The sequence below is a fragment of the Streptomyces sp. Xyl84 genome (genome assembly GCF_059731885.1).
On sequence record NZ_AP029182.1, the window covers coordinates 4,140,734 to 4,164,914 of the forward strand.

28 protein-coding genes, 1 tRNA gene and 1 pseudogene are annotated in these 24,181 nt (G+C 70.9%); 15 read left to right on the forward strand and 15 right to left on the reverse strand.

Annotated features, from left to right (window positions below; genetic code table 11):
• Position 1: 1 nt before the first annotated feature.
• On the reverse strand, positions 2-526 hold the full coding sequence (locus AC6I72_RS18015) for a glutathione peroxidase (RefSeq protein WP_498001931.1): 525 nt from the start codon (positions 524-526) through the stop codon (positions 2-4).
• Positions 516-1,628 (reverse strand): ArsR/SmtB family transcription factor, encoded by a 1,113-nt coding sequence (locus AC6I72_RS18020; protein ID WP_498004722.1) that lies wholly within the window; start codon positions 1,626-1,628, stop codon positions 516-518. The genes AC6I72_RS18015 and AC6I72_RS18020 overlap by 11 nt, the downstream gene beginning before the upstream one ends.
• Before the next feature lie 89 nt (positions 1,629-1,717).
• Between AC6I72_RS18020 and AC6I72_RS18025 the strand changes: the two genes are divergently transcribed.
• The 3 genes from AC6I72_RS18025 to AC6I72_RS18035 all read left to right on the forward strand — a co-directional run bounded on the left by AC6I72_RS18025 (position 1,718) and on the right by AC6I72_RS18035 (position 5,903).
• Positions 1,718-2,965, forward strand: a complete 1,248-nt coding sequence (locus AC6I72_RS18025; RefSeq protein WP_498001932.1) for an MFS transporter — start codon at positions 1,718-1,720, stop codon at positions 2,963-2,965.
• 133 nt (positions 2,966-3,098) lie between these two features.
• The gene (locus AC6I72_RS18030) at positions 3,099-5,177 is read left to right on the forward strand and encodes a restriction endonuclease (protein ID WP_498001934.1); all 2,079 of its coding nucleotides are present in this window, start codon (positions 3,099-3,101) and stop codon (positions 5,175-5,177) included.
• A gap of 276 nt (positions 5,178-5,453) precedes the next feature.
• Positions 5,454-5,903 carry a DUF7144 family membrane protein gene (locus tag AC6I72_RS18035; protein ID WP_498001936.1) on the forward strand — a complete coding sequence of 150 codons (450 nt, stop codon included), beginning with the start codon at positions 5,454-5,456 and terminating at the stop codon, positions 5,901-5,903.
• A 140-nt stretch (positions 5,904-6,043) separates the two neighbouring features.
• Here AC6I72_RS18035 and AC6I72_RS18040 read toward each other — a convergent pair whose 3' ends face one another.
• From AC6I72_RS18040 to AC6I72_RS18050, 3 genes are all read right to left on the reverse strand, one after another.
• On the reverse strand, positions 6,044-6,763 hold the full coding sequence (locus AC6I72_RS18040) for a DUF6308 family protein (protein WP_498001938.1): 720 nt from the start codon (positions 6,761-6,763) through the stop codon (positions 6,044-6,046).
• Positions 6,764-6,843: 80 nt separating this feature from the next.
• Entirely contained in the window at positions 6,844-7,350 is a 507-nt protein-coding gene (locus AC6I72_RS18045) for a hypothetical protein (RefSeq protein WP_498001940.1), read from the reverse strand.
• 246 nt (positions 7,351-7,596) lie between these two features.
• The gene (locus AC6I72_RS18050; protein WP_498001942.1) at positions 7,597-7,983 is read right to left on the reverse strand and encodes a hypothetical protein; all 387 of its coding nucleotides are present in this window, start codon (positions 7,981-7,983) and stop codon (positions 7,597-7,599) included.
• A 496-nt stretch (positions 7,984-8,479) separates the two neighbouring features.
• Between AC6I72_RS18050 and AC6I72_RS18055 the strand changes: the two are divergent.
• Positions 8,480-8,776: pseudogene (locus AC6I72_RS18055) on the forward strand (transposase); the annotation flags it as partial.
• 16 nt (positions 8,777-8,792) lie between these two features.
• Here the strand turns inward: AC6I72_RS18055 and AC6I72_RS18060 are convergent.
• The 3 genes from AC6I72_RS18060 to AC6I72_RS18070 form a co-directional block, all read right to left on the reverse strand.
• The gene (locus AC6I72_RS18060) at positions 8,793-9,380 is read right to left on the reverse strand and encodes a histidine phosphatase family protein (protein ID WP_498001943.1); all 588 of its coding nucleotides are present in this window, start codon (positions 9,378-9,380) and stop codon (positions 8,793-8,795) included.
• A gap of 121 nt (positions 9,381-9,501) precedes the next feature.
• A complete protein-coding gene (locus AC6I72_RS18065) occupies positions 9,502-10,266 on the reverse strand; it encodes a MerR family transcriptional regulator (RefSeq protein WP_450801464.1) in 765 nt (254 codons plus the stop codon).
• A 217-nt stretch (positions 10,267-10,483) separates the two neighbouring features.
• Complete coding sequence (locus tag AC6I72_RS18070; protein ID WP_498001946.1) at positions 10,484-10,819, reverse strand: hypothetical protein; 336 nt, start codon at positions 10,817-10,819, stop codon at positions 10,484-10,486.
• A gap of 715 nt (positions 10,820-11,534) precedes the next feature.
• On the opposite strand from AC6I72_RS18070, the gene AC6I72_RS18075 reads away from it, so the two are divergent.
• Positions 11,535-13,331 carry an IS481 family transposase gene (locus AC6I72_RS18075; RefSeq protein ID WP_498004723.1) on the forward strand — a complete coding sequence of 599 codons (1,797 nt, stop codon included), beginning with the start codon at positions 11,535-11,537 and terminating at the stop codon, positions 13,329-13,331.
• A 40-nt stretch (positions 13,332-13,371) separates the two neighbouring features.
• On the opposite strand, the gene AC6I72_RS18080 is transcribed toward AC6I72_RS18075, so the two are convergent.
• Genes AC6I72_RS18080 through AC6I72_RS18095 form a run of 4 tightly spaced genes read right to left on the reverse strand, consistent with a single transcriptional unit; the run spans position 13,372 to position 14,954 of the window.
• Positions 13,372-13,635, reverse strand: a complete 264-nt coding sequence (locus tag AC6I72_RS18080; RefSeq protein ID WP_498001948.1) for a hypothetical protein — start codon at positions 13,633-13,635, stop codon at positions 13,372-13,374.
• 53 nt (positions 13,636-13,688) lie between these two features.
• Positions 13,689-14,078, reverse strand: a complete 390-nt coding sequence (locus AC6I72_RS18085) for a hypothetical protein (RefSeq protein WP_498001950.1) — start codon at positions 14,076-14,078, stop codon at positions 13,689-13,691.
• Complete coding sequence (locus tag AC6I72_RS18090; protein ID WP_498001952.1) at positions 14,072-14,500, reverse strand: ATP-binding protein; 429 nt, start codon at positions 14,498-14,500, stop codon at positions 14,072-14,074. The genes AC6I72_RS18085 and AC6I72_RS18090 overlap by 7 nt, the downstream gene beginning before the upstream one ends.
• 46 nt (positions 14,501-14,546) lie before the next feature.
• On the reverse strand, positions 14,547-14,954 hold the full coding sequence (locus AC6I72_RS18095; protein ID WP_498004724.1) for an NUDIX hydrolase: 408 nt from the start codon (positions 14,952-14,954) through the stop codon (positions 14,547-14,549).
• Positions 14,955-15,063: 109 nt separating this feature from the next.
• Between AC6I72_RS18095 and AC6I72_RS18100 the strand changes: the two genes are divergently transcribed.
• The gene (locus tag AC6I72_RS18100) at positions 15,064-15,852 is read left to right on the forward strand and encodes a GntR family transcriptional regulator (protein WP_028421051.1); all 789 of its coding nucleotides are present in this window, start codon (positions 15,064-15,066) and stop codon (positions 15,850-15,852) included.
• 22 nt (positions 15,853-15,874) lie between these two features.
• Here AC6I72_RS18100 and AC6I72_RS18105 read toward each other — a convergent pair whose 3' ends face one another.
• Complete coding sequence (locus tag AC6I72_RS18105) at positions 15,875-16,240, reverse strand: hypothetical protein (RefSeq protein ID WP_498001953.1); 366 nt, start codon at positions 16,238-16,240, stop codon at positions 15,875-15,877.
• Positions 16,241-16,418: 178 nt separating this feature from the next.
• On the opposite strand from AC6I72_RS18105, the gene AC6I72_RS18110 reads away from it, so the two are divergent.
• From AC6I72_RS18110 to AC6I72_RS18150, 9 genes are all read left to right on the forward strand, one after another.
• On the forward strand, positions 16,419-16,775 hold the full coding sequence (locus tag AC6I72_RS18110; protein ID WP_403620603.1) for an SCO3933 family regulatory protein: 357 nt from the start codon (positions 16,419-16,421) through the stop codon (positions 16,773-16,775).
• Positions 16,775-18,151, forward strand: a complete 1,377-nt coding sequence (locus AC6I72_RS18115; RefSeq protein WP_498001954.1) for an FtsK/SpoIIIE domain-containing protein — start codon at positions 16,775-16,777, stop codon at positions 18,149-18,151. Before AC6I72_RS18110 ends, AC6I72_RS18115 begins: the two co-directional genes overlap by 1 nt.
• Before the next feature lie 34 nt (positions 18,152-18,185).
• Positions 18,186-18,806 carry a DUF2637 domain-containing protein gene (locus AC6I72_RS18120; protein WP_498001956.1) on the forward strand — a complete coding sequence of 207 codons (621 nt, stop codon included), beginning with the start codon at positions 18,186-18,188 and terminating at the stop codon, positions 18,804-18,806.
• An 11-nt stretch (positions 18,807-18,817) separates the two neighbouring features.
• Complete coding sequence (locus AC6I72_RS18125; RefSeq protein ID WP_103809705.1) at positions 18,818-19,009, forward strand: mobile element transfer protein; 192 nt, start codon at positions 18,818-18,820, stop codon at positions 19,007-19,009.
• A gap of 16 nt (positions 19,010-19,025) precedes the next feature.
• A complete protein-coding gene (locus AC6I72_RS18130; RefSeq protein WP_184965503.1) occupies positions 19,026-19,220 on the forward strand; it encodes a hypothetical protein in 195 nt (64 codons plus the stop codon).
• A 25-nt stretch (positions 19,221-19,245) separates the two neighbouring features.
• Complete coding sequence (locus AC6I72_RS18135; protein ID WP_498001959.1) at positions 19,246-19,491, forward strand: SpdD protein; 246 nt, start codon at positions 19,246-19,248, stop codon at positions 19,489-19,491.
• 140 nt (positions 19,492-19,631) lie between these two features.
• The gene (locus tag AC6I72_RS18140; RefSeq protein ID WP_498004725.1) at positions 19,632-20,933 is read left to right on the forward strand and encodes a replication initiator; all 1,302 of its coding nucleotides are present in this window, start codon (positions 19,632-19,634) and stop codon (positions 20,931-20,933) included.
• On the forward strand, positions 20,926-21,108 hold the full coding sequence (locus AC6I72_RS18145) for a helix-turn-helix domain-containing protein (RefSeq protein ID WP_030642747.1): 183 nt from the start codon (positions 20,926-20,928) through the stop codon (positions 21,106-21,108). The genes AC6I72_RS18140 and AC6I72_RS18145 overlap by 8 nt, the downstream gene beginning before the upstream one ends.
• Positions 21,108-22,259: a tyrosine-type recombinase/integrase gene (locus AC6I72_RS18150; RefSeq protein ID WP_498001960.1), complete on the forward strand. Its 1,152-nt coding sequence runs from the start codon at positions 21,108-21,110 to the stop codon at positions 22,257-22,259. The genes AC6I72_RS18145 and AC6I72_RS18150 overlap by 1 nt, the downstream gene beginning before the upstream one ends.
• A gap of 68 nt (positions 22,260-22,327) precedes the next feature.
• Here AC6I72_RS18150 and AC6I72_RS18155 read toward each other — a convergent pair.
• Both AC6I72_RS18155 and AC6I72_RS18160 read right to left on the reverse strand, forming a co-directional pair.
• Positions 22,328-22,403, reverse strand: a tRNA-Arg gene (locus AC6I72_RS18155).
• Between the two features lie 60 nt (positions 22,404-22,463).
• The gene (locus AC6I72_RS18160; RefSeq protein ID WP_498001962.1) at positions 22,464-24,146 is read right to left on the reverse strand and encodes an IclR family transcriptional regulator domain-containing protein; all 1,683 of its coding nucleotides are present in this window, start codon (positions 24,144-24,146) and stop codon (positions 22,464-22,466) included.
• Between the last annotated feature and the right edge of the window lie 35 nt (positions 24,147-24,181).

Below are 24,181 nucleotides of genomic sequence, written 5' to 3' on the forward strand. Positions count from 1 at the left end.
CTCAGCCGAGCTGGGCCTCGACGGCCGCGACCAGTTCGGGCGCGTCCGGCTCGGTCTGCGGCGAGAACCGGGCGACGACCTCGCCGTCCCGCCCGATCAGGAACTTCTCGAAGTTCCAGCGGACGTCCCCGCTGTGCCCGCCGGCGTCCGCGAAGCCGGTCAGACGCGTGTAGAGCGGGTGCCGCCCCGCCCCGTTGACCTCGATCTTCTCGGTCATCGGGAAGGTGACGCCGTACGTCGCCGAGCAGAACTGCGCGATCTCGTCCGCGCTGCCCGGCTCCTGCCCCATGAACTGGTTGCAGGGCACCCCGAGCACGGTGAATCCCTGGTCCGCGTACCGCTCGTGGAGCTTTTCGAGTCCGGCGTACTGCGGGGTGAGCCCGCACCTGGACGCCACGTTCACGACGAGGACGGCCCGCCCCGCGTACTGCCCGAGGTCCGCGGAACCGCCCTGGAGGGCGCCGATCTCCACCTCGAGGGGAGAACCCTGGGGAGCCGCGCCGCCGTTGCTGCTGTCAGTGGTCATGTCCGGATGCTAAGGCCTCTCGTGACCCCGCTCCCTGACCCGGCCCGATCCGGACGGAAGACCCTGGCGCCGTGACCGGCTCCCCGCCGGACCCGGTGTCCCCGCCGGACCCGGTGTCCTCGGAGGCAGCCGCGAGGAGGACCTGGCCCGCGCCCGTGCGCGAGTACAGCACCGACCGCCCCGCCCGGCGCCGCTCCACCAGCCCCGCGTCCAGCAGCACCCGCAGATGGCGCCCCACGGACCCCAGCGCCTGCCCGGTCACGGCGCTCAGCTGGGTGGTGCTCAGCGGTGAGCCGAGCAGCACCAGCACCCGCGCCCGCGACCCGCCCAGCAGCGCCCCCAGCGCGGCGGGCACGGCCGGGCGCCGCTCGCCCGCACCGGCCGCCAGGACCCCCGCGCACGGGTAGACGACGGCGTACCGGTGCTCGGACTCGTCCCAGGCCACCCAGCCGTGCTGCGGCGTCACCGGCACGAACAGCAGCTGGGCACCGGAGATCTCGCGCGGCGGATACTCGTGCAGGTTGACCTGGAACCGGTTCTCGCCGAGCCAGCGCGTCCCCGGCCGCAGGGCGTCCAGCACGGCCGCCCAGCCGCCCCGGCTCATCTGCGCCGTCCGCGCCACGACATCGGCCTCCAGCACGCGCCGCCGCCGGTCCCAGGAGGGCCGCACGGCCCGGGTCCATACGTACTCCAGCAGCCCGGCCGCGCGCTCGGGCAGGTCGTCCCGCTCCAGTTCCGCCGGGACGGCTCCCGCGAGCGAGGTCCGCAGGTGCGCGCGGGCGGCGGCCGGGTCGGCCGCCCGCACCCGCGCCACCCCCTCGGCGAAGGACTCCCCGTCCCGCGGCGTGGGCGTGAGGAAGTCCGCGATCCACTCCCGGCCCAGCCCCGCCCGCACGAGCAGCGCGGTCACCGGGTCACGGGCCAGCAGCGCCCGGTAGGCGGGCAGGTGGGTCCGCAGCCAGGCCTGCTCGCCGGGGTGCCCGCCGGCGTACCCGCCCGCCCCCTTGTGCAGCAGGATCAGGCTCGCGAAGGCCTCGGCGAGCGGCGAGAGCACGAACCGGCTCCCGGCGAGCGTGTCCGCGTTCACCTTCCACCAGCCCACCTGCCGCCCGCCCTCCCGCCGGGTGCGGAGGTTTCGCACCCGCGCGAAACAATAACGAGCGCCCGCGCGCCCGCCGCAGACTCCGGCGCATGCGCAGTTACCAGGACCTGTTCCGCACCCCCGAGTTCACCCCGCTCTTCCTGTCCGCCGCCGCCCAGACCGCCGCCCAGACGATGAGCGGCCTGGCGCTGGGCACCCTCGTCTACCGGGCCACCGGCTCGCCGCTGCTGTCCGCGGTGAGCATGTTCGGCCAGTCCCTCGCGCAGGTGCTGGGCGCCACCCTGTTCCTGTCCGGCTCGGACCGGCTGCCGCCGCGCCGCGCCCTGACCGCTCTCGCGCTCGCCTTCACGGCCGGCACGGCGCTGCTCGCGCTGCCGGGCCTGCCGCTGGGGGCGCTGTTCGCCGTCGTCCTCGGCCAGGGCCTGGTCGCCTCGCTCGGCGGCGGAGTCCGCTGGGGTCTGCTGAACGAGATCCTCGCGGACGGCGGCGACAGCGGCTACCTGCTGGGGCGTTCGGTGTTCAACATGATGAGCGGCGTCATGCAGATCACCGGCTACGCCGTCGGCGGCGCCCTGGTCACGGTGGTCTCCCCGCGCCTGTCGCTGCTGCTGTCGGCCGCGCTGTACGCGGTGACCGCCGCGACCGTCCGCCTCGGTCTGAGCCGGCGCCCGCCCCGCTCCCAGGGCCGCCCGTCGGTCGCGGCGACCTGGCGCACCAACGCCCGCCTGTGGTCCGGCCGGCCGCGCCGCCTGACCTACCTGGGGCTGTGGCTGCCCAACGGCCTGGTCGTCGGCTGCGAGGCGCTGTACGTCTCCTACGCCCCCGGGTCCGCGGGCACCCTCTTCGCGTGCGCGGCCCTCGGCATGCTGGCCGGTGACCTCACGGTGGGCCGCCTGCTGCCGCCCGCCCCCCGCAGGCGGGCCGCCACGCCCCTGCTGCTGCTCCTGGCCGCCCCGTACCTGCTCTTCGCCCTGCACCCGCCCGTACCGGTGGCCGCCTGCCTGGTGACGGTCGCCTCGGTCGGGTTCGGCGCGAGCCTGGTCCAGCAGGAGCGGCTGATGACCCTGACCCCCGCGGAACTGAGCGGTCACGCCCTCGGGCTGCACTCGGCCGGGATGCTGACCCTGCAGGGCCTGAGCGCGTCCCTGGCGGGCTCGGTGGCCCAGGTCACCTCACCCGCGGCGGCGATGACGGTGCTGGCGGCGGCGTCGGCCGCGGTGACCCTGGCCCTGGCGGCGGCCGCCCGGCACACCCCGGCGACGGCGGAGACCGGGGCGGGGGAGCCCGGCGAGGCCGGTGGGGCGGGTGAGCGGCCCCGGCCGGCCCCGGCCCCCTGAAGGCCGCCGGAGACTCTCCCGACCGCGCGATGGCTCTGCCCGCCGCGGGATAGAGTCGCCTGGTGAACCGGCCGTGGGGGCGACCGGTGATTGCCTGGCTGTACCGGTGTCCTGGGGAGGGGGCCTGCGGAGCATGAGTCGTCGCTCTACTGGTTTGGTCGGTGTCTGGGCCGAGGCGCAGCGGCAGCAGCAGCGCCAGCGGGAGGCCGACGACAGGCGGCGCCGGGAACAGGTCCGGCAGGCGCAGGCCTACCAGCGGCGGGCCGCCCAGGACCACCGGCAGTACCGGCAGGCGGAGGCCCGGCGGCGGACCGAGGAACTGGACGCGCGGGTCGCGGCGTTGCAGGGCCTGCTGGCCGCCGGTGTCGGGGCACCCGCCTTCACGGCCGCCTCCCTGCGGCGCCCGGAAGAGGTGGAGCCGTTCGCGCCGGGGCCGCTCGCCCAGCCCGTGCCCATGCCGCAGCCCCACCAGTACCAGGCGCAGGGCGGCTGGACCGCGGGCCGGCGCGCCCAGGCGGAGGCCGACGCGCGCGCCCGGTTCGAACAGGACTGGTACGCGGCGCAGGCCGCGGAGGCCCGGCGCCGGGAACAACTGGCGGCCTACCGGCGCGAGTACGAGCAGTGGGCCGCCTCCCGGCTCGCCGAGGTGCGCCGGCACAACGCGGGCGTCACCGAGGTGACCGAGGGGGTACGGCGCCGCGACCCGGACTCCGTGGTCGAGTACTTCTCCGCCGCCCTGTACGCGTCGACGGCCTGGCCCGAGGACTTCCCCCGGCAGCTCTCGGCCGCCTACGACGCCCAGGCCGGCCAACTGGTGCTGGACTGGGAACTCCCGGGGTACGACGTCGTCCCCGCCGCCAAGTCCGTCCGCTACGTGGCCGCCTCGGACGAGGACAGGGAGAGCGCCCGTCCGGTGACGCAGTGCCGGGCGCTGTACCGCGAGGTCGTCGCCCAGTGCCTGCTGCTGGTGCTGCACGAACTCTTCGCCGCGGACGGCGCGTTCGGCGCGCTGGAGTCCGTGGCGCTGAACGGCTTCGTGGACGCCCACGACCCGGCGACGGGCCGGCAGGGCCGCATCCCGCTGGCGACCGTGATGGCGCCGCGCTCCACGTTCGGCGGGCTGCACCTGGAGCAGGTGGACCCGGTCAGCTGCCTCACCGACGCGCTCAGGGGCCAGTTGACGGCGAGGCCCGACCAGCTCGCCGCCGTACGCCCCGGCAGGCGACCGGAGGACGTCGGCGACGGCGGCCGGGTCGTCACCCACGGCGGCGAGGGCGACGAGGAGCCGGACCTGTACACGATGGACCCGCTCGTCTTCGAGTCCCTCGTCGCCGACCTCTTCCGCGCGATGGGGATGCAGGCGGTGACGACCCAGCGGTCGGGCGACGGCGGCGTGGACGTGGACGCGCTGGACCCCGCGCCGATCACGGGCGGCAGGATCGTCGTCCAGGTGAAGCGGTACCGCAACACCGTGCCGCCCACGGCCGTACGCGACCTGTACGGCACCGTCCAGGACCAGGGCGCCAACAAGGGTGTCCTGGTGACGACGTCGAAGTTCGGACCGGGCTCGCACACGTTCGCGGACGGCAAGCCGCTGGAACTGGTCTCCGGCACCGAACTCGTCGACCTGCTGCACCGGCACGGCCTGCGCGGCCGGCTGGGCGACCCGCGCCGGACGCCGGCACCGGCGCCGACGCTCCCGTCCGGCACCGCGGCCCCGGCCTGCGACGACTACAACGTCCTGGGCATGTCCTGGTCCGGCGGTGTCGCGCTGGACGTGTGCGCGCTGGTCTGCCGCGGCAACCGGGTCCTGGACGACGACCACTTCGTCTTCTACAACAACCCGCGCACCCCGGACGGCTCCGTCGGCACGGTCGCCGCCACGCCCCCGGACAAGGCGGCCCTGCGGGTCTCCTTCGACGCGCTCCCCGCCCATTCCGACCGGCTGGTCCTCGTCGCCGCCGTCGACCCGGAGGCGGACCCGGACGCCGACCTCTCAGGTTTCACCGACGCCCGCATCCGGCTGCTCGACCCGGCCCTGACGGAACTGGGCCGCCTGGAGGTCTCCGACGGCCGTCCCGGCGAAACCGCCCTGGTCCTGGGCTCCTTCCGCCGCAGGTCCACCAACGACTGGGACTTCGTCCTCGGCGGCAGGGGTTACGCCGGCGGCCTGCTCGAACTGGTCGAGGACCACGGCATAGAGGTGGAGTGACGGAGGCGTTTCCCTGGAGCCCTTCTCCCGGGGCTCCCTTGCCCTGGAGCCCTTCTCCCCGGCGCTCCTCCCCCCTCCCTCGTCTCTTCGGTGCGCCCGCCGGCCGTCCCCCTCTGGCTTGCCCGCCGGCCGTTCGCCCCGGCTTGCTGGCCGGCCGGCCCCGGCTGCTCACTGGCCGGCCCCGGCCTCCGATTCACCCGTCCGGCGGTCTCCCGCTGGTGGGACGCCCCGCCGCCGCGCACGGTGGACGCATCCGACCGCAGGGAGGACGACACCATGACGCAGCAGCCGGCAGCTCCGGGCCCGCACCCCGAGAACCACGCCGCGGACCGGGGCAGAACGAGTCCCTGGGCGGCGGGCGGCACCGTCTTCGCCGGCGTGGTGCTGCTGGTGGTCGGTCTGCTGGACATCCTCAAGGGCATCTCGGCCCTCGCCTCCGACACCATCTACGGGCGCATCGGCGACTACGTCTACCGCTTCGACCTGACGACCTGGGGCTGGGTCCTGCTGATCGTCGGCATCATCGCCGCCGCCACCGGCCTCGGCCTCCTCACGGACGCCCTGTGGGCCCGCGTGATGGGCGTCTTCATGGCCTGCATCAGCCTCATCGCCAACTTCCTCTGGCTGCCGTACCTGCCCCTGTGGGCGATCATCTCCATCGGCCTGGACGCCTGGGTCATCTGGGCCCTGACGGCCCACAGGGCGTCCCGCACCGCCGCGCTGTGAGCCGGCGCCGGACACCGTGAGGAGGAGCCGCCGGCAGGAACGGGAGGTCCGGCACCCCCAGGAGTGGACCGGTGCTTCTGCTCAGTGGCCGGCGGTGAGTTCGCCGCCGAGTCCGCCGTGGAGGCCGGCGCCGGGGCCGTTCAGTCCGATGATCTGGACCGTCTTGCCGGTATGCCCCCGCGCCGGCGGCCGAGGTTCCATGCGATGACGTCCAGAACACGCAGCACGCTCACGTCGTTCGGGGCGCACTCCGTCAGCATCTTCCATGTTCCTGGCTGCTCCACCAGGTCGCGCGCCATGGCTTCGCCGAGAAGTCGGAGGAACTCCGCCCAAGTGCGTCGGGACGACTCTTCGACCGGATACCGAGCACCGGGCCCGCAGTAGCAGGCGTAGACCCGCGTGTCATAGAGCGGCAGGAACAGCGGACGCTTGCGGTGCATGATCTTCATCAGAATCGTTCCGCCTACGCCTCGCAGCGGGGCCGGACCGTCGAGCAGCCCGCCGATACGGCGCAATGGCTCCGCGTGCACGCCGGAGGCGACTGCATCCTGAAGCGTGAGCGTGGGCGGGATCGCAGCGAGCACTGCCTCCAAGTCGGGGCGCACAGACTGGAGGTTCAAAACGGCGTGTGGCTTCGGCGCGACGTTCAGCAGCACCGGCGCCAGCAGGTCCCCGTCGTTGAGTTCGTTCGGCCCGCTTCCCGTGTCCATCCGGTCGTAGACAGGGAACGCGTACGGTTTGCCCTTCGGGGCGACCGCAGCCGCCCGGTTCGCCTCAGCGTCGAAGTACTGCCGTATCCACAGCGTGGCCTGGTCAGTGGCCACACTTCGGCCGCCGACACGCACGGTCGCTCCGTTCATGTCTCCTCCCCCTGCCTCTCGCGCGGCGGGGTGCAAGTTATCAGGCATGGACTCGCGCAAGGGGGGACCACGACATGCCGTCAGAGGACTGTCCCGGGCCCTCCGCGCTCGACCAGCGCGCGGGCGGCGGCGACGACCTCTTCCTTGATCTGCTCCAGCGGAATGTTCCAGTCGGCGTTCCAGTCACCCAGCTGGATGGCACACCCGACGATCGGCTGCAGACGGTCGGGATAGTCGAGTTCCATCGCTGCTTCGACCCAAATGAGGTCGGCGCCGGTCGCCGGGTCCAAGGAACCGTCAACGATCTGAGCGGCCAGCCAGTAGGCCAAGGCCCACCTGGCGGCGACCGGGTCCGCGGGCGCCTCGAAACCCAACCCCAGCTCGTCGACGACGTGGTCGAACAGCTCCTGTGCCTCGTGCTCCTCACGGCGACCCAGGCCGGCCAGGAGGGCGAGCGACGGGGAATCGACATCGGCCAGGAGAGCGTCGAGGCCGGCTCGGATCAGGCGGTCCGAGCCGACGTGACGTCCGAGTGCCCGAGCTCGTGCCAGCTGCCTCAACCGGTCCAGAGCCTCATCTCTCGTCATGCCGGATGCGCTCCGTCTCGTCTCCGCTGATGTCGGAAGGGAGGCCAAAGGCCCCGGACCATGATCGGTCCGGGGCCTTTGCGCTGGTGCCCCCGGCAGGATTCGAACCTGCGACACCCGCTTTAGGAGTTCGATCACCAGGCTTGGAGCTCCTGGCAGCCCGCAAGCGGGTAGGCCACGTACGGTCTCCTGGAGGTGCCCACGTCTGCTTCCGTTGATGTCAGACGTGGATGTCAGTCGGCACCGTCACCAACCCCCACCGAACAGCGGTTGCAACGTAGCGGCTATCCCTGACGTGATCGCCAGGATGCCGCCCACGCTGGCCAGGGTGGTGGTCGCGTTCTGGAACAGCTCCTGCCGGAGCCGTGCCCAGCGAGCGCTCCAGAAGAGCATCTTGAGCTTCTGCCACTTGTGCTGGCGAAGGTGGCAACCCATGAGGGCCCCGTAGCTGTTGTTCCGGCATGAACCGCCTCGACCCTCCGCGCCGCACCAGACGGGCACGTTGAAGAAGAAGTAGAAGGCACTGATCCCGGACAAGACGATGAGTGCGACTGGTCCGAAGTCGAAGGTCAGCCAGCCCGCAACGAGTACAGCGAAGACGATCCAACCCCAGTACTTCCCGAATCCGTTCATGCGAGGTCATGGTTCAGTGGCGTCACGGGCGTTGCAGTGGCGCGACCAGGGGCGCACGGAAGCACGGGGCGGCGCTGGCGGCAGGACCCTCAGCTTGGGAAGCTGGGGTGATCTACGGCCGGTCTCTGGGCTGACCTGCAGTGGAGTGGTGCCGTCGTCAGATCGGAGCGCTCAACTCGTACCCGGTGTTCCCCGTGGTTCCCCGCACGATCTGGCACGTGTCTGGCACGGCCCTCCGTCCCTGGACCCCTCGCTCGCAGACCTGGCCGGCATGCCGGGCCACGTCGCAGGGCGCACCACTGCTCAGGGCTCGCGGGGGGTTCGGGCATGGACGTTATCCCGATGGCGGCGACGTCTGAATAGCCCCAACGCGCTTTCCCACTGTCCGCGCGGCCGTACGGGGGCGTCCATGGGGGTTCGCGCGGCAGGTCAGACGAGGTGCGCGTGCGGGGGCGAACGGTGGCGACCCGTCAGCGCCCCCTTGCGGAAACAGACCCGTCGTGGGCCCCGTCGGCGACGGCCCGCCAAGCTCCACGCCGACAAGGGCTACGACTACGACCACCTGCGCCGATGGCTCCGGTCCCGAAACATCACTCCGCGCATCGCCCGCAAGGGCATCGAGTCCTCTCAGCGTCTGGGCCGCCACCGTTGGACCGTGGAGCGGACAGTTGCGTGGCTGTCCGGGTGTCGCCGCCTGCATCGTCGCTATGAACGCAAAGCGGAACACTTCCTGGCCTTCGCCGGGATCGCCGCGGCGCTCATGTGCTTCCGGCGCCTCTCGCAGCAGGCGTGAGGCAGCGGCACCGCCGCTACGGGACGTTCCAGGCGGCGATGAACGGCTGCCCATCCTCGGTGGCCAGAAAGCTGAGCGTGCCCGGATGCGGATGGCCGAGCAGCCGGCCGGCGGAGGCGTCGAGGCCGAGCCAGCGCACCGTGAGCACGCGGGCCAGATGACCATGCGCGACGACGGCGACATCGCCGTCCTCCAGCAGCGGCCGGATCCGGTCCAGCACCGCGTCCGTGCGCGCTGCCACCTGCTCAAGCTGCTCGCCAGGATGGTCGTCGTCGCCGGGAACGACGCCGTCCCGCCACAGGTCCCAACCCGGCTTCATCTCCTGGATCTGTGCCGCGGTCAGACCCTCGTAGCCGCCGTAGTCCCACTCCAGCAGATCGGGATCGGGCCGGACGCCGGCCAGGCCCGCCAGCTCGGCCGTCCGCATAGCGCGGCTCAGCGGGCTGCTGAAAACCGCCACCAGATGGCGTCGGGCCAGCCTCGGAGCGAGCTTCTTCGCCGCGGCCTCACCCGCGTCAGTCAGCGGAACGTCGGTACGGCCAGCGTGCTGGCCCGACAGGCTCCATTCGGTCTGGCCATGCCTGATCACTATCAGTTCACCCATGGCCGCGCACGATATCTGATCATGCGACACGGCCGACCACTCCCGCCTTCGCCGCCACTGCCAGCACCCTCATCTGCGACGGCTGAATCGCCAACTGAGATGACCTCTGAGGCACGTGCGGTCAGCTCAGCCGGGCATCGGCGTACACGGTCATCGCATCGCGCTGGTAGACGGCGAGACCTTCGGCGATCTTGTCGAAGTTGGCCCGCATCTGCGGGTCGTCGACATAGGTCTGGGCCACTCCCTTGTACGCGGCCGCGGTCGGGGTCCAGAACCGGCAGATCTGCTGGTAGTTGGCGTCCACCTCGGCCTGTACCGCGGGGTCGGAGACCGGCGTTCCGGCCACCATGAACTCCGCCATACGGATCATCTGCGCCGTCACCTCACGCTGCCAGCGCTCCGTGTCCTCGGGGGTCATCGCCTCGACTGCCTGCCGGGACTGCTCCCACGCCTGCGGCCACCGCTCCCGTACTTCGGCCTCGGCCTCGGAGGGGGCCTGGAACCCCTCGAACAGGTTCTCCGGCTTGTTGATCTTCGTCATCTTCCTGTTATCCCTACCTTCTTCCAGTTCGGCGATGGTGCGGCCGACCGTACGGGCCAGCGTCTCCAGCCGGTCCCGTTCCGCGAGTAGCCGTTGGTGGTGCTCGCGGAGCACGGCCACCTGGTCGAGCTGGCTGTCCAGGACTGCCTGGATCTCGCGCAGCCCCAGGTCCAGTTCCCGCATCAGCAGGATCTGCTGCAACCGCAGCAGATCGGCCTCCTCGTAGTAGCGGTGCCCGTTGCTCCCGATCCATGCGGGCGGCAGCAGGCCGATCTCGTCGTAGTGCCGCAGCGTCCGCGATGTCACCTTGGACATCCGCGCCACCTCCGCGATCGACCAGGCCATGCCGGTGCCTCCCTCGCCGGGCCGGTCTCTCCGGCCACACACATGACCGTAGAAGTTGCCGCAACGGAAAGCGCAAGCCCAAACCCTGTTGGACAGACACCACGGCCTGACCCGTCGGACAGGCGCTGCTAGGGGCGCGGACGGTTGGCGCCGGCCAGCGGGGTTGCTGTACTTCGCTGCTGTACTGCACAGCCCAGGACCGTAAGGAACGCCCCGGTCATCTGAGATCAGTTGTGAGTCGACGCTCCGCAGCAGCCGTCAGCTCCTTGAGACTCTGTCGAAGCAGGTTCAGGTCCGGGGAAAAGTCCCCCTGTGCCACCTGGCCCAAGACGGCAACGACTTGCTGATCGAGCCTAGCCATGGCCTGGCGGACCTCGTCACTGTCGATCCCCATGTGGGAAATATCCCAAGTTGTGTGGCAGTCGGTGCTGCGTCTGATTGCTTCATCCTGGATCTCCTGCCGACGCTCAGGTGAGTCAGACACGTTGATCGACTGCGGGAGGCGAGCCACCCAGTCCTTAGCTGCGTACGCACGCTTGAACTGCTTGCGCACGGCTTGTCGCTGAGCTTGCAGCCCCGTTTCCTGGTCCCTGCGACGCTCTCTTCGGATCGTGCACATGTGGTTGGCTGCGGCTCCAAGGAAGGCTCCCCCAAGGGCTCCGCCAAGGCCTACGAGCGCTGTTTCAAGTCCGGTCACACTTCCCAGTGAATGGCTTGCGGCAGTCCGTAAAGCGTTCCACGCCGAACGGATCACCCGTTGTGCCTGTAGGTAGCCACGCGGTCGGTGTAGCGGCTTTGGCCGGGAGCTGCTTTGGCGCGAGTGATCATGGCCCCTTACGCTGGCCCGCGGATCGGGCAGGCTTGTGGACCTGCCCGTTAGTGCCCGATGTGGGGCCATGATCTTCGAGGCTCGCGCCAAAGTGGCTGGCTAAAGCCGCGGAGCCGACCGCACCAGCCACGACGTGTTCTGACCTCATGCTCCGTGTGCCTGCCTTTTGGGCGGGAGTGGGCGGCCGGCGGTGCCGAGCGGGGCGGAGACATGAGCGCGGGCGCCGCCGGCCGCCCGCGCCCGCCCGGAGGAGCGAAGCGACGACGGGTGCTTGAACCAGTAGAGAAAGTTGTAACTCAGTCTCTGGGGCTGGAGTTGTCCGATCCCGGGTGATGCTTGACAGTTCGGTCCCAGCTGATGGTTGACAGTGGCCGTGATCGGCTTTTCTGTGCGCGTCGTTGCGGTGCGTGTGGGGAGGCCGGGATTGGCGCTGGTGGAGTTGTCGGTTGTCGAGCAGAGATACCGGGCTGTCCTGGCCGTGCTGGCGGGTGCGACGGTGACCGAGGTCGCGGCTTCGCTGGGGGTGTCACGGCAGACGGTCAGCGGGTGGAAGTCCCGGTATCAGGCCTCCGGCTTGGCGGGTCTGGCTGATCGTTCGCGTAGGCCGGCGTCGTGTCCGCATCAGGCCTCTGCCGAGGTGGAGACGGCCGTGTGCGAGCTGCGGCGCAAGCATCCGAAGTGGGGTCCGCGGCGGATCGCTCATGTCCTGGAGCGGTCCGGGACGGTGAGCCCGGTGCCGTCGCGGATGACCGTGTATCGGATCCTGGTCCGTCACGGGCTGGTGGAGCCGGGGGTGCGGCGGAGGAAGCGGTCGGATTACCGGCGCTGGCAGCGGGCTCGGCCGATGCAGCTGTGGCAGATGGACATCGTCGGCGGGGTGATGCTGGTCGACCCGGTGACGGGTGAGCTGACCGAGGCCAAGGTCGTGACCGGGGTGGATGACCATTCCCGGTACTGCGTGATCGCGTCGGTGGTCGAGAGGGCGACCGGGAGGGCGGTGTGTGCGGCCTTCGTCCGGGCCTTGCAGGCGTTCGGGGTGCCGGAGGAGGTGCTGACCGACAACGGCAAGCAGTTCACCGACCGGTTCGGGCAGGGCGGTGAGGTGTTGTTCGACCGGATCTGCCGGGAGAACGGGATCGCGCACCGGCTCACCCAGCCGGCATCCCCGACTACGACGGGCAAGGTCGAGCGGTTCCATCAGACGCTGCGGCGTGAACTCCTCGACGACTGCGGAGCGTTCGTGAGCATCGAGGCGGCTCAGGCGGCGCTGGATGCGTGGGTGCAGGAGTACAACTCCATGCGTCCGCATCAGGCGCTGGACATGCAGTCTCCGGGCGACCGGTTCACCCCGGTTCCCGAGCAGGAGCGGGACGTCTTGGGCCTGAAGATCCCCGGAGTGCTCGCGCTGGTGCCGCAACAGCGGACGGCCCCTGCGGTGACGTCGGACCCGGCCGAAGCGTCGCCTGCCCCTGCCCCTCTTCCCGAGGTGGTGCAGGTGGACGAGGGCGGGCCGGTGGAGTTCGAGCGGGTGGTGCCTGCGAGTGGGAATCTGCAGGTCGCGGGCAAGCAGTTCTGGCTCGGCCCGGCCCGCTCAGGCCTGACGGTGACCTTCTGGGCCGACACCTCCGTGATCCATCTGCTGATCGCCGGGACGCGGATCAAGAGTGTGCGTTCGCACCTGTCGGTGGCGGATCTGGGACGGCTGGCCGCCCGGGGCGGACGTCCGGCGGGGCCGGCCCCGCTTCCGGCCGGCGACGGGGCGGCGTTCGAGGTGGACCGGGTCGTGAACAACAGCGGCCTGGTCGGCCTGGGCGGGCACCAGGTGCTGGCGGCGGAGATCCTCGGAGGCCGCCAGGTGGGCATCCGCATCGACGAGGAGACGCTGTCGTTCTTCGATCCGTCCTCGCGGGAACTGCTGCGGGTGCGGCCCAACCCGCTGACCAGCGAGGAAGTCCGCAGGCTGCGGGGCCTGCGTCCGGCCGGGCCACCGCCGCGGCCTGGCGTCGAGCCGGTGCGTGTGCAGCTGCGGGTCAGCGCGGTGGGCACCGTCATGGTCTGCCGGCAGGTCGTCTCCCTTGGTCGGCCGTACGCGGGGCAGACCGTGACCGTGCACGTGTCGGACACGACGATCAGCGTCGAGCTGGATGGCCAGGTCCGGGTGATCCGGCGCACGACCGACGTCCCGGTCCGTAACGTGAAAGCGAACAAGCCCCACGGGGCTCCCTACGTTGTCTAGGCCCACTGTCAGGCATCACCCGGGATAGAAACGTCAGGCATCAGCTGGGATCCGACACTCTGGGGCTGGAGCTTTGATCAGGTTCCGAGCCCCGGGCTTCCGCGATGTGCCGGCCGTGTTCGGCAGCTCGTAGCAGTGACGCGGCGACCCGTTCTGCGTCGTTGGGGTGCAGGTAGATCTCTTGGGTCCAAAGCACGGACAGGCGGACGGTGCCGTTCAGCAGGTTCGTTGCCACGTCCACTTCGACGCCGTTGCCGGTGGCGTCGGTGACCTTCAGGTCCAAGTCGCTGCTGTAGGCACTCATGGTCCCCAGAATGCCTAAGGCCCGACTTCAGGTACGAGGCCGGGCCTTCCGAGTCAGCTGAGAGTGGACACCCTGGGCCTGGGCCTGAACTCGTACGCGCAGGGCGGGAGCTCTGTCCGGTCAGCTAGCGGCAGGTAGGTCACCGGCCGGATGGCCCAAGTGACGCGGGTGCCGGCGTGTGTGACTGACACCGGGCAGGACTCCGACCTCAGTAGGGCTCGTCGGGTCTCCGCGCGGCCGTCGTGCAGCCACTCCCACGCCTCGTCCGAAGCGTCCGGGTCCAAGGCCGGTGAGATGGTGCGCAGTGCGACCGCCACCCATCGGTCGGCCTGTGGCGCCGAGTAGGCATCGAAGGATGCCAGGAGTGCTGGCCTTCGCTGCTCGGTGAGGTCTTCAGTCCAGCACTCGCACCAGAAGCCGCGGCGGGTTTCCTGACTCAGCACGGATGACCTCCCCACAGTGCATCTGCGTAGAGCTCCGCGGTGACCGTGTGGCCCTGGTCGCTGTCGTGCACGACGACCCGGTGGGCGATCGCGCTGACCATGCCCAGTCCGCGGCCGTGCTCGGCGTCCTGGTCCTGGTGCTCGACCTTCGGGGCCGTTGCCGTGCCGCCGTCGTCCGTGACGGACACCGCGACCACCTGAGCCGAGACCGCGACCGCCAGGTGGAAGCTGCCGTACTCCCGGCCGCTGGCCGTGTGGAGGATCGCGTTCGCGCTCAGCTCGCTCACGATCAGTTCGGCGTCTTCGGCTAAGGGAGAGCCGCGCAGGATGTCACGGGTCCAGCGGCGGGCCCGGCTCACTTCTTCGGGGAATCCTGGGCAACTCAGTCCCCAGACCCGGGCTGTACTCATATACTCGTGCATACAAGTCCCTTCGTGCTGGTAGGCCGCCATGTGTAGCGGGTTCGGGCTAGACGAGTTTCACGCCGTCGTGGGCGCGGATGGCCGGCGGGGTCGTCGCGTTGAGTGCGTCCAGGACGCGGATCGCGTAGGCCTCGTCGGCAAGCTCGGTGACCTCTTCGCGGGTGGCCCAGCGCAGTGCGCGGGTCTCGTCACCGGTGGTGGGCACACCGTCGGCGGCTTCACAGCGGAAGACCAGCGAGACGATCAGGCCCTTCATGTTCTTGTAGACGCCGGTCAGGGTCGCCGGAAGGGCGATCTTGATTCCGGTCTCTTCGAGGACTTCGCGCTGGAGGGCTTCCGGAATGGTCTCCTCGCGTTCGAGGACGCCGCCCGGCGGCTCCCACTTGCCGTTGTCCCGGCGCTGGATCAGGAGGGCCCGGCCTTGGTCGTCCACGACGACCCCGGCGACGCTCACGGAGTGCGGGCGTTCAGTGCTCACGTTCCTCGGCCCTCTCGGCTGGCTAGGCTCTCCACCGTAGCAACAACACTCGCCCACTCGTCTAGATACCTAAAGGAGTACTCACGTGAGCCCTCTCCCTTCGGGCCTCCTCGGTGATCTCGACCCCACGAGCGATCGTGCGGTCTTCCGGCAGATCGCCGACCAGCTGCGCGAGGCCATCGACCGTGGGCGATTCCGCGAGGGCGAGAAGCTGCCCTCCGAAGCCGATCTTGTCGACCACTTCGGGGTGTCCCGGATGACGGTCCGCAACGCCTTCTCCATCCTCCAGGGTGAGGGCTTGGTGCACGCCGAACACGGCAGGGGAGTCTTCGTACGACCACGACCGCCCGTGCGGCGGCTCGCCTCCGACCGCTTCGCCCGGCGGCATAGGGAGCAGGGCAAGTCCGCGTTCATCGTGGAGGCCGATGCGGCGGGCAGTCATCCCCAGGTGGACAGCCTTGAGGTCAAGGAGGAGAAGGCCAGTCAGGACGTCTCCGCCCGGCTCGGGTCCGTGCGGCGCGTGCTGGCTCGTCGGCGCCGGTACCTGCTCGACGGGCGGCCGGTCGAGTTCGCCACCTCCTACCTCCCGCTTGACATCGCCCGCGGAACCCCGATCGCGGAACCCAACCCCGGCCCCGGTGGCATCTACGCCCGCCTGGAAGAGCTGGGCCACCGCCTCGACCACTTCGAGGAAGAGATCCGCGCCCGGATGCCCTCGCCCGCCGAGGTCAAGACGCTCCGGCTTGCCGCCGGCGTACCGGTCATCCACCTCATCCGGACCGCCTTCGACACGGAGGGGCGGGCCGTCGAGGTCTGCGACACGGTGATGGCGGCGGACGCCTACGTCCTCTCGTACCAGCTTCCGGCCACGTGATCAGGTGGGCGACGGCACAGCTCTAAGCGGTCTGCTCGTCCTCGCCGTCGGCAGCCAGCGCGAACAGGTGGCCGATGTTGGTCCACATGAAGCCCTCCCGCCAGCCGGGCTTGTCGAGCATCCAGCCGAGGAGAGCCTGCAACACCTTCTCCTGCGACACCGTTCGGGTCTGGTAGTGCTCCGCAGGGACACCGTCGCGGTATTCCAGCTGGTAGGTGTTGTTGTCGCGGAACCAGACCTGGATGTACCAGTCGCCCTCCCGTTCCTCATCCCGGCGCTCAAGGATCAAGTACTCGTTGCCGCGTCTCAGGTTGGCGAGCATGGTTCCTACTGCCGGCTTCGTGGGGCGCTTCAGCTCGTAGCCGCGGCCGTTGGTCGCTATCAACATGGGTGGATTCTGGCGGGTGGGTCTGACATCGGGCGTAGGACGCTTCTCCGAACTCGTACACCCCAACACGCTTACTCGTATAGACGAGTGGGCAAGTTGTGTGGCAAGGTGAGTACGTGATCCCGATCAAGGGACTCGCAGAACCTATCTTGTATAGACGAGTAGATGGGAGTGTGCCTTGCGCACCATCCGCGTGGAGACCTCCGGAGCGACGATCCTCCTCACCGAGGCCCCCGAGCCGAAGGTCCGCGACCGGCAGACCGGCGAGATCGCCAAGGACGCCAACAGCGGTGAGGCGCTGATGACCATCGGCGTCGTCTACATCGAGGACGGCGAGTCCTCGCTGATCAAGGTCACCGTTCCGGAAGGCGGCATCTCCGAGGGGCTGACCCTCGGGGCCCCGGTCTCGCTGCCGGGCCTCGTCGCCCGGCCGTGGGAGTCCGTCTTCAACGGCCAGCAGCGCCACGGCATCGCCTTCCGGGCCGCCGCCGTCACCCCGGCCGCCTTCCCGGCCGCTTCCGGGGCCGCTGCCTGATGTCCGACCTGACGACGCTTATCGAAGTGGGTGGTCCTGTCGCCGCGCTCGGCGGCGGGGCCGCCTACGCCCGGGCCAAGCACCCGGCGGCGTACTGGTCCACGGTCGGACTGCCGATATCCACGGTCCGGCTGCTCGGCTCGTACAGCTCGGTCATGGAGGCCTGCGGGCTGACCGTGGCGCCGTCCCGGCTGCGGATTCTCGCTGTGAAGGCGATGACTCGGCGCGAGGTGCGGCCCGTACCGCCGCGCCGGGGCCTCATCCGGCCCACCACGACCGGACTGCGGCTTCGCCTCCGTCTGGCACCGGGCCAGGAACCCGCCGACGTCGCCGCCTCCGCCGAACGCTTGCGGCACGCCTGGGGCGTTCACGCCGTGTACGTCACCACCATCAAGCCGGGCGTCGTCGAACTGCGGCTCGTCGGCTACGACGTCTTACGGCGGGTCCGCATGCCGCGCAAGGTCGCGGACGGCTTCCTCAAGGTGCCGGTCGCACTGCGAGAGGACGCCACACCCTTCGTACGCGACTACCGCACCATCCCCCACCAACTCACCCTCGGCGCCACCCTGTCCGGCAAGTCCATGTACCTGCGCCACCTCATCGCCGGACTCGCCCCTCAGCCCGTCGCCCTGGTCGGCATCGACTGCAAGCGCGGCGTAGAACTCGCCCCCTTCGCCGCCCGGCTCTCGGCGCTGGCCACCGACCCGGAACAGGCGGCCGAACTGCTGCCCGTGCTGGTCAAGGAAATGGAGGACCGATACGACCTGATCAAGACCCGACAAGGCATCGCCCCGGGCACGCCGGACGAAGAGATCACCTCCGACATCTGGGGCCTGCCCGACCACGAACGGCCGGTGCCCGTCGTGCTGTTCGTGGACGAGGTGGCCGAACTCTTCCTCGTCGCCACGAAGAAGGACGAGGAACGCCGGGACGAGATGGTCACCCAGCTCATCCGGCTCGCCCAGCTCGGCCGCGCCGCCGGCATCTACCTGGAGGTCTGCGGGCAGCGCTTCGGCGCCGAACTCGGCAAGGGCGCCACCATGCTCCGCGCCCAGCTCACCGGCCGCGTCTGCCACCGCGTCAACGACGAAGCCTCCGCAAAGATGGCCCTCGGCGACATCGCACCCGAAGCGGTCATGGCCGCCTGCTCCATAGCCCCCGAACGGCCCGGGCTGGCCGTAGCGGGCGACACCTTCGGCGGCTGGTCGCGCATCCGCACGCCGTACCTCTCCCTCGGGGACGCCGCCGAGACCTGCCGCGAGTCGGCCCACCTGGTGCCCGACCTGCCCGCACTGAAGCCCTTCCGGCCCGACGTGCCGGTACGCCCGGCCGAAAGCGCGGCCCCGGTCGTCCTGCCCCACCCGGTGACCGACTGACCTTCCCCTGCCCGACTCCGGAAGGAGCCGCATCATGCGTGTCCGTCTGGCCCGTGTCGACGCGGTGCTCGTCCAAGCGCTCATCGCTGCCGCGCTGTCTTTCGCCCACCTCCACGACGTCGCCGTGGCCGCCGGACAGGACGGATGGAAGGCGTGGGCCTACCCCGTCTCCGTCGACCTGCTGCTGGTCGCCGCCTGGCGTCGACTGCGCTCCGGGCACGGCAAAGCGGCGGCCTGGTGCTGGTTCGTCATCGCCCTCGCCGCCTCCCTGGGCGCCAACGTCGCCACCGCCGGCCTCCTGGACCTCGGCAACGTTCCTGCCTGGCTGCGCATCCTCGTCGCGGGCTGGCCCGCCATCGCCTTCCTCGGCGGAACCCTCCTCGCTCACACCGCGCCCAAGACGGACTCCGAAGCCGAGGTCATCGAGGACCAGGAGGACGAGCCCGAAACCGCGTCCGAGCCACCCGCCCAACCGGCCATCGAGGCACCACCGCAACCCTCGCCCGTACCCGTCCCGTCCGCCCTGGTCGACCACGCCCGCAAGGTCGCCGCCGAGCACCACGCCCGTGCCGGCGTCCCGATCGACACCCCCACTCTCCGCGCCCGCCTCGGCGTCCCGGCCCCGATGGCCGAAGCCATCGCCGCCCACCTCTGAGAGGAGACCCCGTGTCCGCCAACCGCAGCTTCCGCAACGTCACCCGCATCGGCCCCGTTCAGGTCGGCACCGCTTACGACAGCCGGGGCCGTGAGAAGCACACCGCGGCCTGCACCGCCCCGCGCTGCGGCTTCTCCGCCGACTACGACAGCCGCGCCGCCGCCGAACTGGCCGCCCGCACCCACCGCTGCCCCGTCCGCTGAAAGGACCCGGACAACCGTGACCGTCAGCCTGCCGCTCGTCGTCGTCCTCGGCTTCTTCGCCTGGGGAGCGATCAAGTTCCTCGGCGTCCGTACCTGGATCGTCGTCCTGATCGCCCTGTTCGGCTTCTGGCTCTCGCACACCTTCCTGGCTCCCGCCATCGAGTCCGGCACGCGCTCCGGCGTGAGCGTCGTAAACGGCTCACATGCCTAGACGAGTAGATAAGGAGAGGCCTGCCGTGTTCCTGCCCAAGTACCCGGACAGCCCCACCCCGCCGCCCGCCCACACCCACGCGCCGACCGACCCGGCTCCCCTCCGACGCGGCCTCCCGTCGCTCCCCGTGGATCAGAAGACGGTCGCGACGGTGCTCGTCGCCGGCGTGGTCCTCACCGCGCTCCTGGCCGCCGTCGCCGTCACGGCCATATCCGTGGCCGTCGCCGCTGTCGTCGTGCGCTCCCTGCTCCGCGACCAGTACCGGCGCTGACAAGCCGAACCGCACCCGGGGCGGCCACGACACGGCCAAGCATCCGGCCGCCCCGGGCCATCGCTCCTGACCGATCCAGTCAGAAGGAGATCGCCATCTTCACCCGCACCACCCCGCCCCCGCTCCCGGAACTCGCAAGGCTGGCCGAAGGCGGCACCCTGCCCGGTATCCTCCGGCAGCTCTCCGGGCTCGGCGGCTGCACCAACCCGATCCGCCTCGACGGCCACCGCAACGAGTACGACATCGACACCACCACCGGTGAGATCGGCCGCGTCGTCCACCACCTCGACTCGACCGCCCTCCCGGCCGGCCAACTCCTCGTGCGCTGCAACAACCGCCGCACCACTCGCTGCCCGGCCTGCGCCGAGGTCTACCGCCGCGACACCTTCCACCTGATCACCGCCGGACTGCGCGGCGGCAAAGGCACCCCGGAACACGTCGCCGCACACCCCCGCGTCTTCGCCACCTTCACCGCCCCCGGCTTCGGCCCGGTCCACAACCGCCGCACCGACGGCCGCCCCTGCCGCTGCGGCACCCACCACGACCAGGACGACGACGCCCTTGGCACCCCGCTCGACCCGGACACCTACGACTACGAAGCGGCCGTCCTGTGGAACGCCCACGCCGGGCAGCTCTGGCGGCGCTTCTCCGTCTACCTGCGCCGTGAGGTCGCCAAGCGGGCGGGCCTGTCCCAGCGCCGGTTCCGCGAGCACGCGCGCGTGTCCTTCGCCAAGGTCGCCGAGTACCAAAAGCGCGGAGCCGTCCACTTCCACGCGGTCATCCGCCTCGACGGCCCCAGCGGCGGAGACACCCCGCCCCCGGCCTGGGCAACGGCCGAACTCCTCACCGACGCCATCGAGGCCGCCGCAGGCAAGGTCCACGTCGACGGCCCGGTCATCGACGGCCGCGCCCACACCTTCACCTTCGGCCGCCAGCTCGACGTCCGCACCATCCGCTCCGCCGACTTCAACGACGGCCAGGAGCTGACCGAGCGAGCCGTAGCCGCGTACATCGCCAAGTACGCCACCAAAGGAGCCGAGACCGCGACCGGCGCCCTGGACCGCCCGCTGAAGTTCGCCGCCGAACTCGCCCAGCTCGACATCAGCGACCATGCCCGCCGCCTCATCCGAACCGCCTGGACCCTCGGCGCGCGGAAGGACCTCGAACACCTCCGCCTGCGCGCCTGGGCCCACATGCTCGGCTTCCGCGGCCACTTCTCCACCAAGTCCCGCCGCTACTCCACCACCCTCGGCGCCCTCCGCGACGCACGCGCCGAATGGCGCCGAGCACAGGCGGCAGCACTCAACGGCCCCGAGACCGAGACGACGTACGTCCTCGCCCACTGGGTGTTCGCCGGCACCGGCCTGTCCGACGCCGAAGCCTGGCTTGCCACATCCCTCGAGCCCGCCCCCGGAACGGAAGGAGAGCCGACCTGTGCGTGACGACGAGCTGTTGACGGTGCCGGACGTGATGGAGCGGCTGAAGGTCGGCCGTTCCACGGTCTACGACCTCATCCGCTCCCGGCGTCTTCCCTCGATCACCATCGGCCGCTGCCGTCGCATCCCCGCGCGGGCCGTCCGCGAGTACATCACCAACGAACTGGAGGCGGCCGCCTGATGGCCCAGCAGCGCAAGCGCAACCCGAACGGTGCCGGCACCATCACCAAGCGCAAGGACGGCCGCTTCCAGTGCGCGGTCTACGTGCTGCAGCCGGACGGCACCCGCGCCCGCAAGTTCGCCTACGGCAAGACCTGGGCCGAGTGCGACGCCAAGCGCCGGGAACTGCTCGACAAGGTCGACCAGGGCGTGCCCGTGCCGACCCGTTCGGCCAAGCTCTCCGAGTGGCTGCCGTACTGGCTGGAGAACGTCATCAAGCCCCGCCGCAAGCTCAGCACGTACGACAAGTATGAGGCGCACGTCCGGCTCTACCTGGTGCCGCTCCTCGGAGCGAAGCGGCTCGAATCGCTGGGCGTCGCCGACGTGCGCCGCTTCCTCGTCCGCCTGGAGAACGAGGCGACCGCAGCCACGGCCAAGGAGGCTCACCGCGTACTGCGGTCGGCGTTGTCCTCGGCCTGCCGAGAGGAACTGATCACCCGCAACGTCGCGAAGCTCGTCGAGCCGCCGCGGATCAAGGAGCGGGAGCTGAGCCCCTGGACCCTGGACGAAACCCTCGACTTCCTCACCGCAGCTCGCAAAGACCCGCTCTATGCGGCCTTCGTGCTCGCCATCGCCATGGGTCTCCGCCGGGGCGAGATCGTCGGTCTTCGCTGGTCTGACATCGACCTGGACAACCGGGTTCTCTACGTCCGGCAGCAGACGCAGCGCCGCCGGGGCGTGTTGTACGACGACGACCCCAAGAGCCGCCGTCGCCGTGCCGTCCCGCTGCCCGCCCTCTGCATCGCGCCCCTTCGCTGGCACCGCATGCGGCAGGCAGCTGCCCGCGCGAAGGCGGGGGAGAAGTGGCAGGAGTCCGCGTACGTCTTCACCACCCGGACCGGCCGCCCGGTCGAGCCGCGGAACCTCTACCGCTCCTTCACGCGCGTCGCCCAGTCCGCCGGCCTCCGCGTCATCCGGCTGCACGACGCACGGCACGGCACGGCCACCCTCCTCACGGCGGCCGGGGTCGCGCCACGTGTCGTGATGGAGATCCTCGGCCACTCGCAGATCAGCATCACGATGGACGTGTACACCCACGTCGTCCAGGACACGCAGCGCGAGGCCATGAGCCACATGGACCGGCTGCTCAGGAGGCGCACCGGTCGTCAGTGACCGCCCGCGTTGATGTCAAAAGTGGATGTCAAAGGCCCCGGACCAAGATCGGTCCGGGGCCTTTGCGCTGGTGCCCCCGGCAGGATTCGAACCTGCGACACCCGCTTTAGGAGAGCGGTGCTCTATCCCCTGAGCTACGAAGGCGGATCGTGGTGGTGTGCGCCACTGGCGTCAGCGTACCGGATCAGGGCGCCGGCGGTGGGGTCAGGTCAGGGGGACGTGGGTGAAGCGGGAGGCGGTGCGGAGGTCTGTTTCTATGCGGGACGCGGTGCGGCGGAGGGCGGGGAGGAGGGTCTCGGTGCACTCCTCGCGCGTGTGGCGGGCCGCGTGCATCGCGATGTTGACCGCCGCTACGGGGTGGCCCGCGCGGTCGTGGACGGGGACGGCGATCGCCCGCAGGCCTTCTTCGAGTTCCTCGTCGGCCAGGGCGTAGCCGAGCGGGTCGGGGTCCGTCAGGGCGCGGCCCAGGGCGGTGGCGTGGGCCGGGAGACGGGTGCCGACGGTGAAGTTGACGCTCATGATGCGGTGGGTGGCCGCGTGGGCCGTGTACTGGATCTCGTCGCCGGCCGGGGTCAGGACCGCCAGGGACGCCGACTCGTGCACCTGGGCCGCCAGGTCCTCCAGGTGGGGCTGGGCGATCCGGGGGAGTGAGGTGCGGGACAGGGGCGGGAAGCCGAGGGAGAGGACGCGGGGGGTGAGGGCGAAGGTGCGGTCGGGGCCGGGCGCCACCAGGCCCAGGTGCTCGTAGGTGATGAGGGCCCTGCGGGCCGTGGCCCTGGCCAGGCCGGTCGCCTGCGCCGCCTGCGTGAGGGTCAGCACCGGGGACTCCTCGCCGAAGGCGGTCAGGACCGTCAGGCCGCGGGCCAGGGATTCGATGAACTCCCTGCCCAGTTCCTGCTTCGACGCCGCAGTCCAGGTCGCCAGGCCGGAGACAGGGGCGGCCGGGTTCGCGGGGGGTGGCGCCGTCCGCAGGTCCGCCTCCATCGCCGTGACCGTTTCGCGCAGCCGGGGGAGCAGGGTGGCGCGCAGGCGCTCCGCGGAGTGGCGGCTGGTGTGGCTCACCACGCTCGCCACGCAGGCGATCCGGCCGGTGGCGGGGTCCCGTACCGGTACGGCGACGGCCACCAGACCCGGTTCGATCAACTGGTCGTCCCCTGCCCAGCCCTCCCGGGCCGCCCGGGCGGTGCGCTCCTCGAAGTCGCCTGCCGGGGCGGGGGGCGCCGGCGGGATCGCCGGGAAGGCCCGGTCCTCGGGGTCGGCCGTCCGGCGCTCGTGCCAGTGGTGCCAGTCCTCGGCCGTCCACTCCGTGGCGAAGAGCGGGCCCGGCGCGGTGCGTTCGGCCGGGAGCAGGTCGCCGATGCGGAAGCTCAGCGACATGGCGCGGCGCCGGGTCGCCTGGTGGATGAACCGGATGCCGTCCCGGTCGGCGACCGCCAGCGACACCGACTCGTCCAGCGCGTCGGCGAGGGCGTCCGCCCGCGCGCCCAGGAGCGCGGGCAGACGCAGGGCGGCCAGGTAGGCGTTGCCCAGTTCCATGAGGCGGGGGGTGAGGACGGCGTCCCGGCCGTCGAGGCGTACATACCCCATGCGGGCGAGGGTCGCGGTGATGCGGTCGACCGTGGAACGGGCGAGGCCCGTGGTGCGTTCCAGGGCGCTCGCGCTCAGGGTTCCGCCCGCCTCCGTCAGCGCCCGCAGCACCGCGACGCCCCGCAGCAGCGGCGTGACCGCCTCGGCGGGGACGGCCGGTGTGGTGGGTGTGGCTGATGTGATGCGGGCGACCGCTGTGGTGGTCCGTGCGTGCGTCGCGCCCGCCGCGGTGCCGGGCGCCGCCGTCCCGGGGACGTGCGGTGTCGGGTTCGCGGGCGTCGTCGCGGGCGTCGCGGGCATCGGTCGGTTCTCCCGTGCGGGGCGGTGGTCCCGGC

What these genes read in the sequence shown, in the direction of transcription:
- AC6I72_RS18015 (WP_498001931.1), bottom strand. Translation starts at nt 526, where the DNA reads ATGACCACTGACAGCAGCAACGGCGGCGCGGCTCCCCAGGGTTCTCCC.
- AC6I72_RS18025 (WP_498001932.1), top strand. Translation starts at nt 1,718, where the DNA reads ATGCGCAGTTACCAGGACCTGTTCCGCACCCCCGAGTTCACCCCGCTC.
- AC6I72_RS18030 (WP_498001934.1), top strand. Translation starts at nt 3,099, where the DNA reads ATGAGTCGTCGCTCTACTGGTTTGGTCGGTGTCTGGGCCGAGGCGCAG.
- AC6I72_RS18035 (WP_498001936.1), top strand. Translation starts at nt 5,454, where the DNA reads ATGACGCAGCAGCCGGCAGCTCCGGGCCCGCACCCCGAGAACCACGCC.
- AC6I72_RS18040 (WP_498001938.1), bottom strand. Translation starts at nt 6,763, where the DNA reads ATGAACGGAGCGACCGTGCGTGTCGGCGGCCGAAGTGTGGCCACTGAC.
- AC6I72_RS18045 (WP_498001940.1), bottom strand. Translation starts at nt 7,350, where the DNA reads ATGACGAGAGATGAGGCTCTGGACCGGTTGAGGCAGCTGGCACGAGCT.
- AC6I72_RS18050 (WP_498001942.1), bottom strand. Translation starts at nt 7,983, where the DNA reads ATGAACGGATTCGGGAAGTACTGGGGTTGGATCGTCTTCGCTGTACTC.
- AC6I72_RS18060 (WP_498001943.1), bottom strand. Translation starts at nt 9,380, where the DNA reads ATGGGTGAACTGATAGTGATCAGGCATGGCCAGACCGAATGGAGCCTG.
- AC6I72_RS18065 (WP_450801464.1), bottom strand. Translation starts at nt 10,266, where the DNA reads ATGGCCTGGTCGATCGCGGAGGTGGCGCGGATGTCCAAGGTGACATCG.
- AC6I72_RS18080 (WP_498001948.1), bottom strand. Translation starts at nt 13,635, where the DNA reads ATGAGTGCCTACAGCAGCGACTTGGACCTGAAGGTCACCGACGCCACC.
- AC6I72_RS18090 (WP_498001952.1), bottom strand. Translation starts at nt 14,500, where the DNA reads ATGCACGAGTATATGAGTACAGCCCGGGTCTGGGGACTGAGTTGCCCA.
- AC6I72_RS18105 (WP_498001953.1), bottom strand. Translation starts at nt 16,240, where the DNA reads ATGTTGATAGCGACCAACGGCCGCGGCTACGAGCTGAAGCGCCCCACG.
- AC6I72_RS18115 (WP_498001954.1), top strand. Translation starts at nt 16,775, where the DNA reads ATGTCCGACCTGACGACGCTTATCGAAGTGGGTGGTCCTGTCGCCGCG.
- AC6I72_RS18120 (WP_498001956.1), top strand. Translation starts at nt 18,186, where the DNA reads ATGCGTGTCCGTCTGGCCCGTGTCGACGCGGTGCTCGTCCAAGCGCTC.
- AC6I72_RS18150 (WP_498001960.1), top strand. Translation starts at nt 21,108, where the DNA reads ATGGCCCAGCAGCGCAAGCGCAACCCGAACGGTGCCGGCACCATCACC.
- AC6I72_RS18160 (WP_498001962.1), bottom strand. Translation starts at nt 24,146, where the DNA reads ATGCCCGCGACGCCCGCGACGACGCCCGCGAACCCGACACCGCACGTC.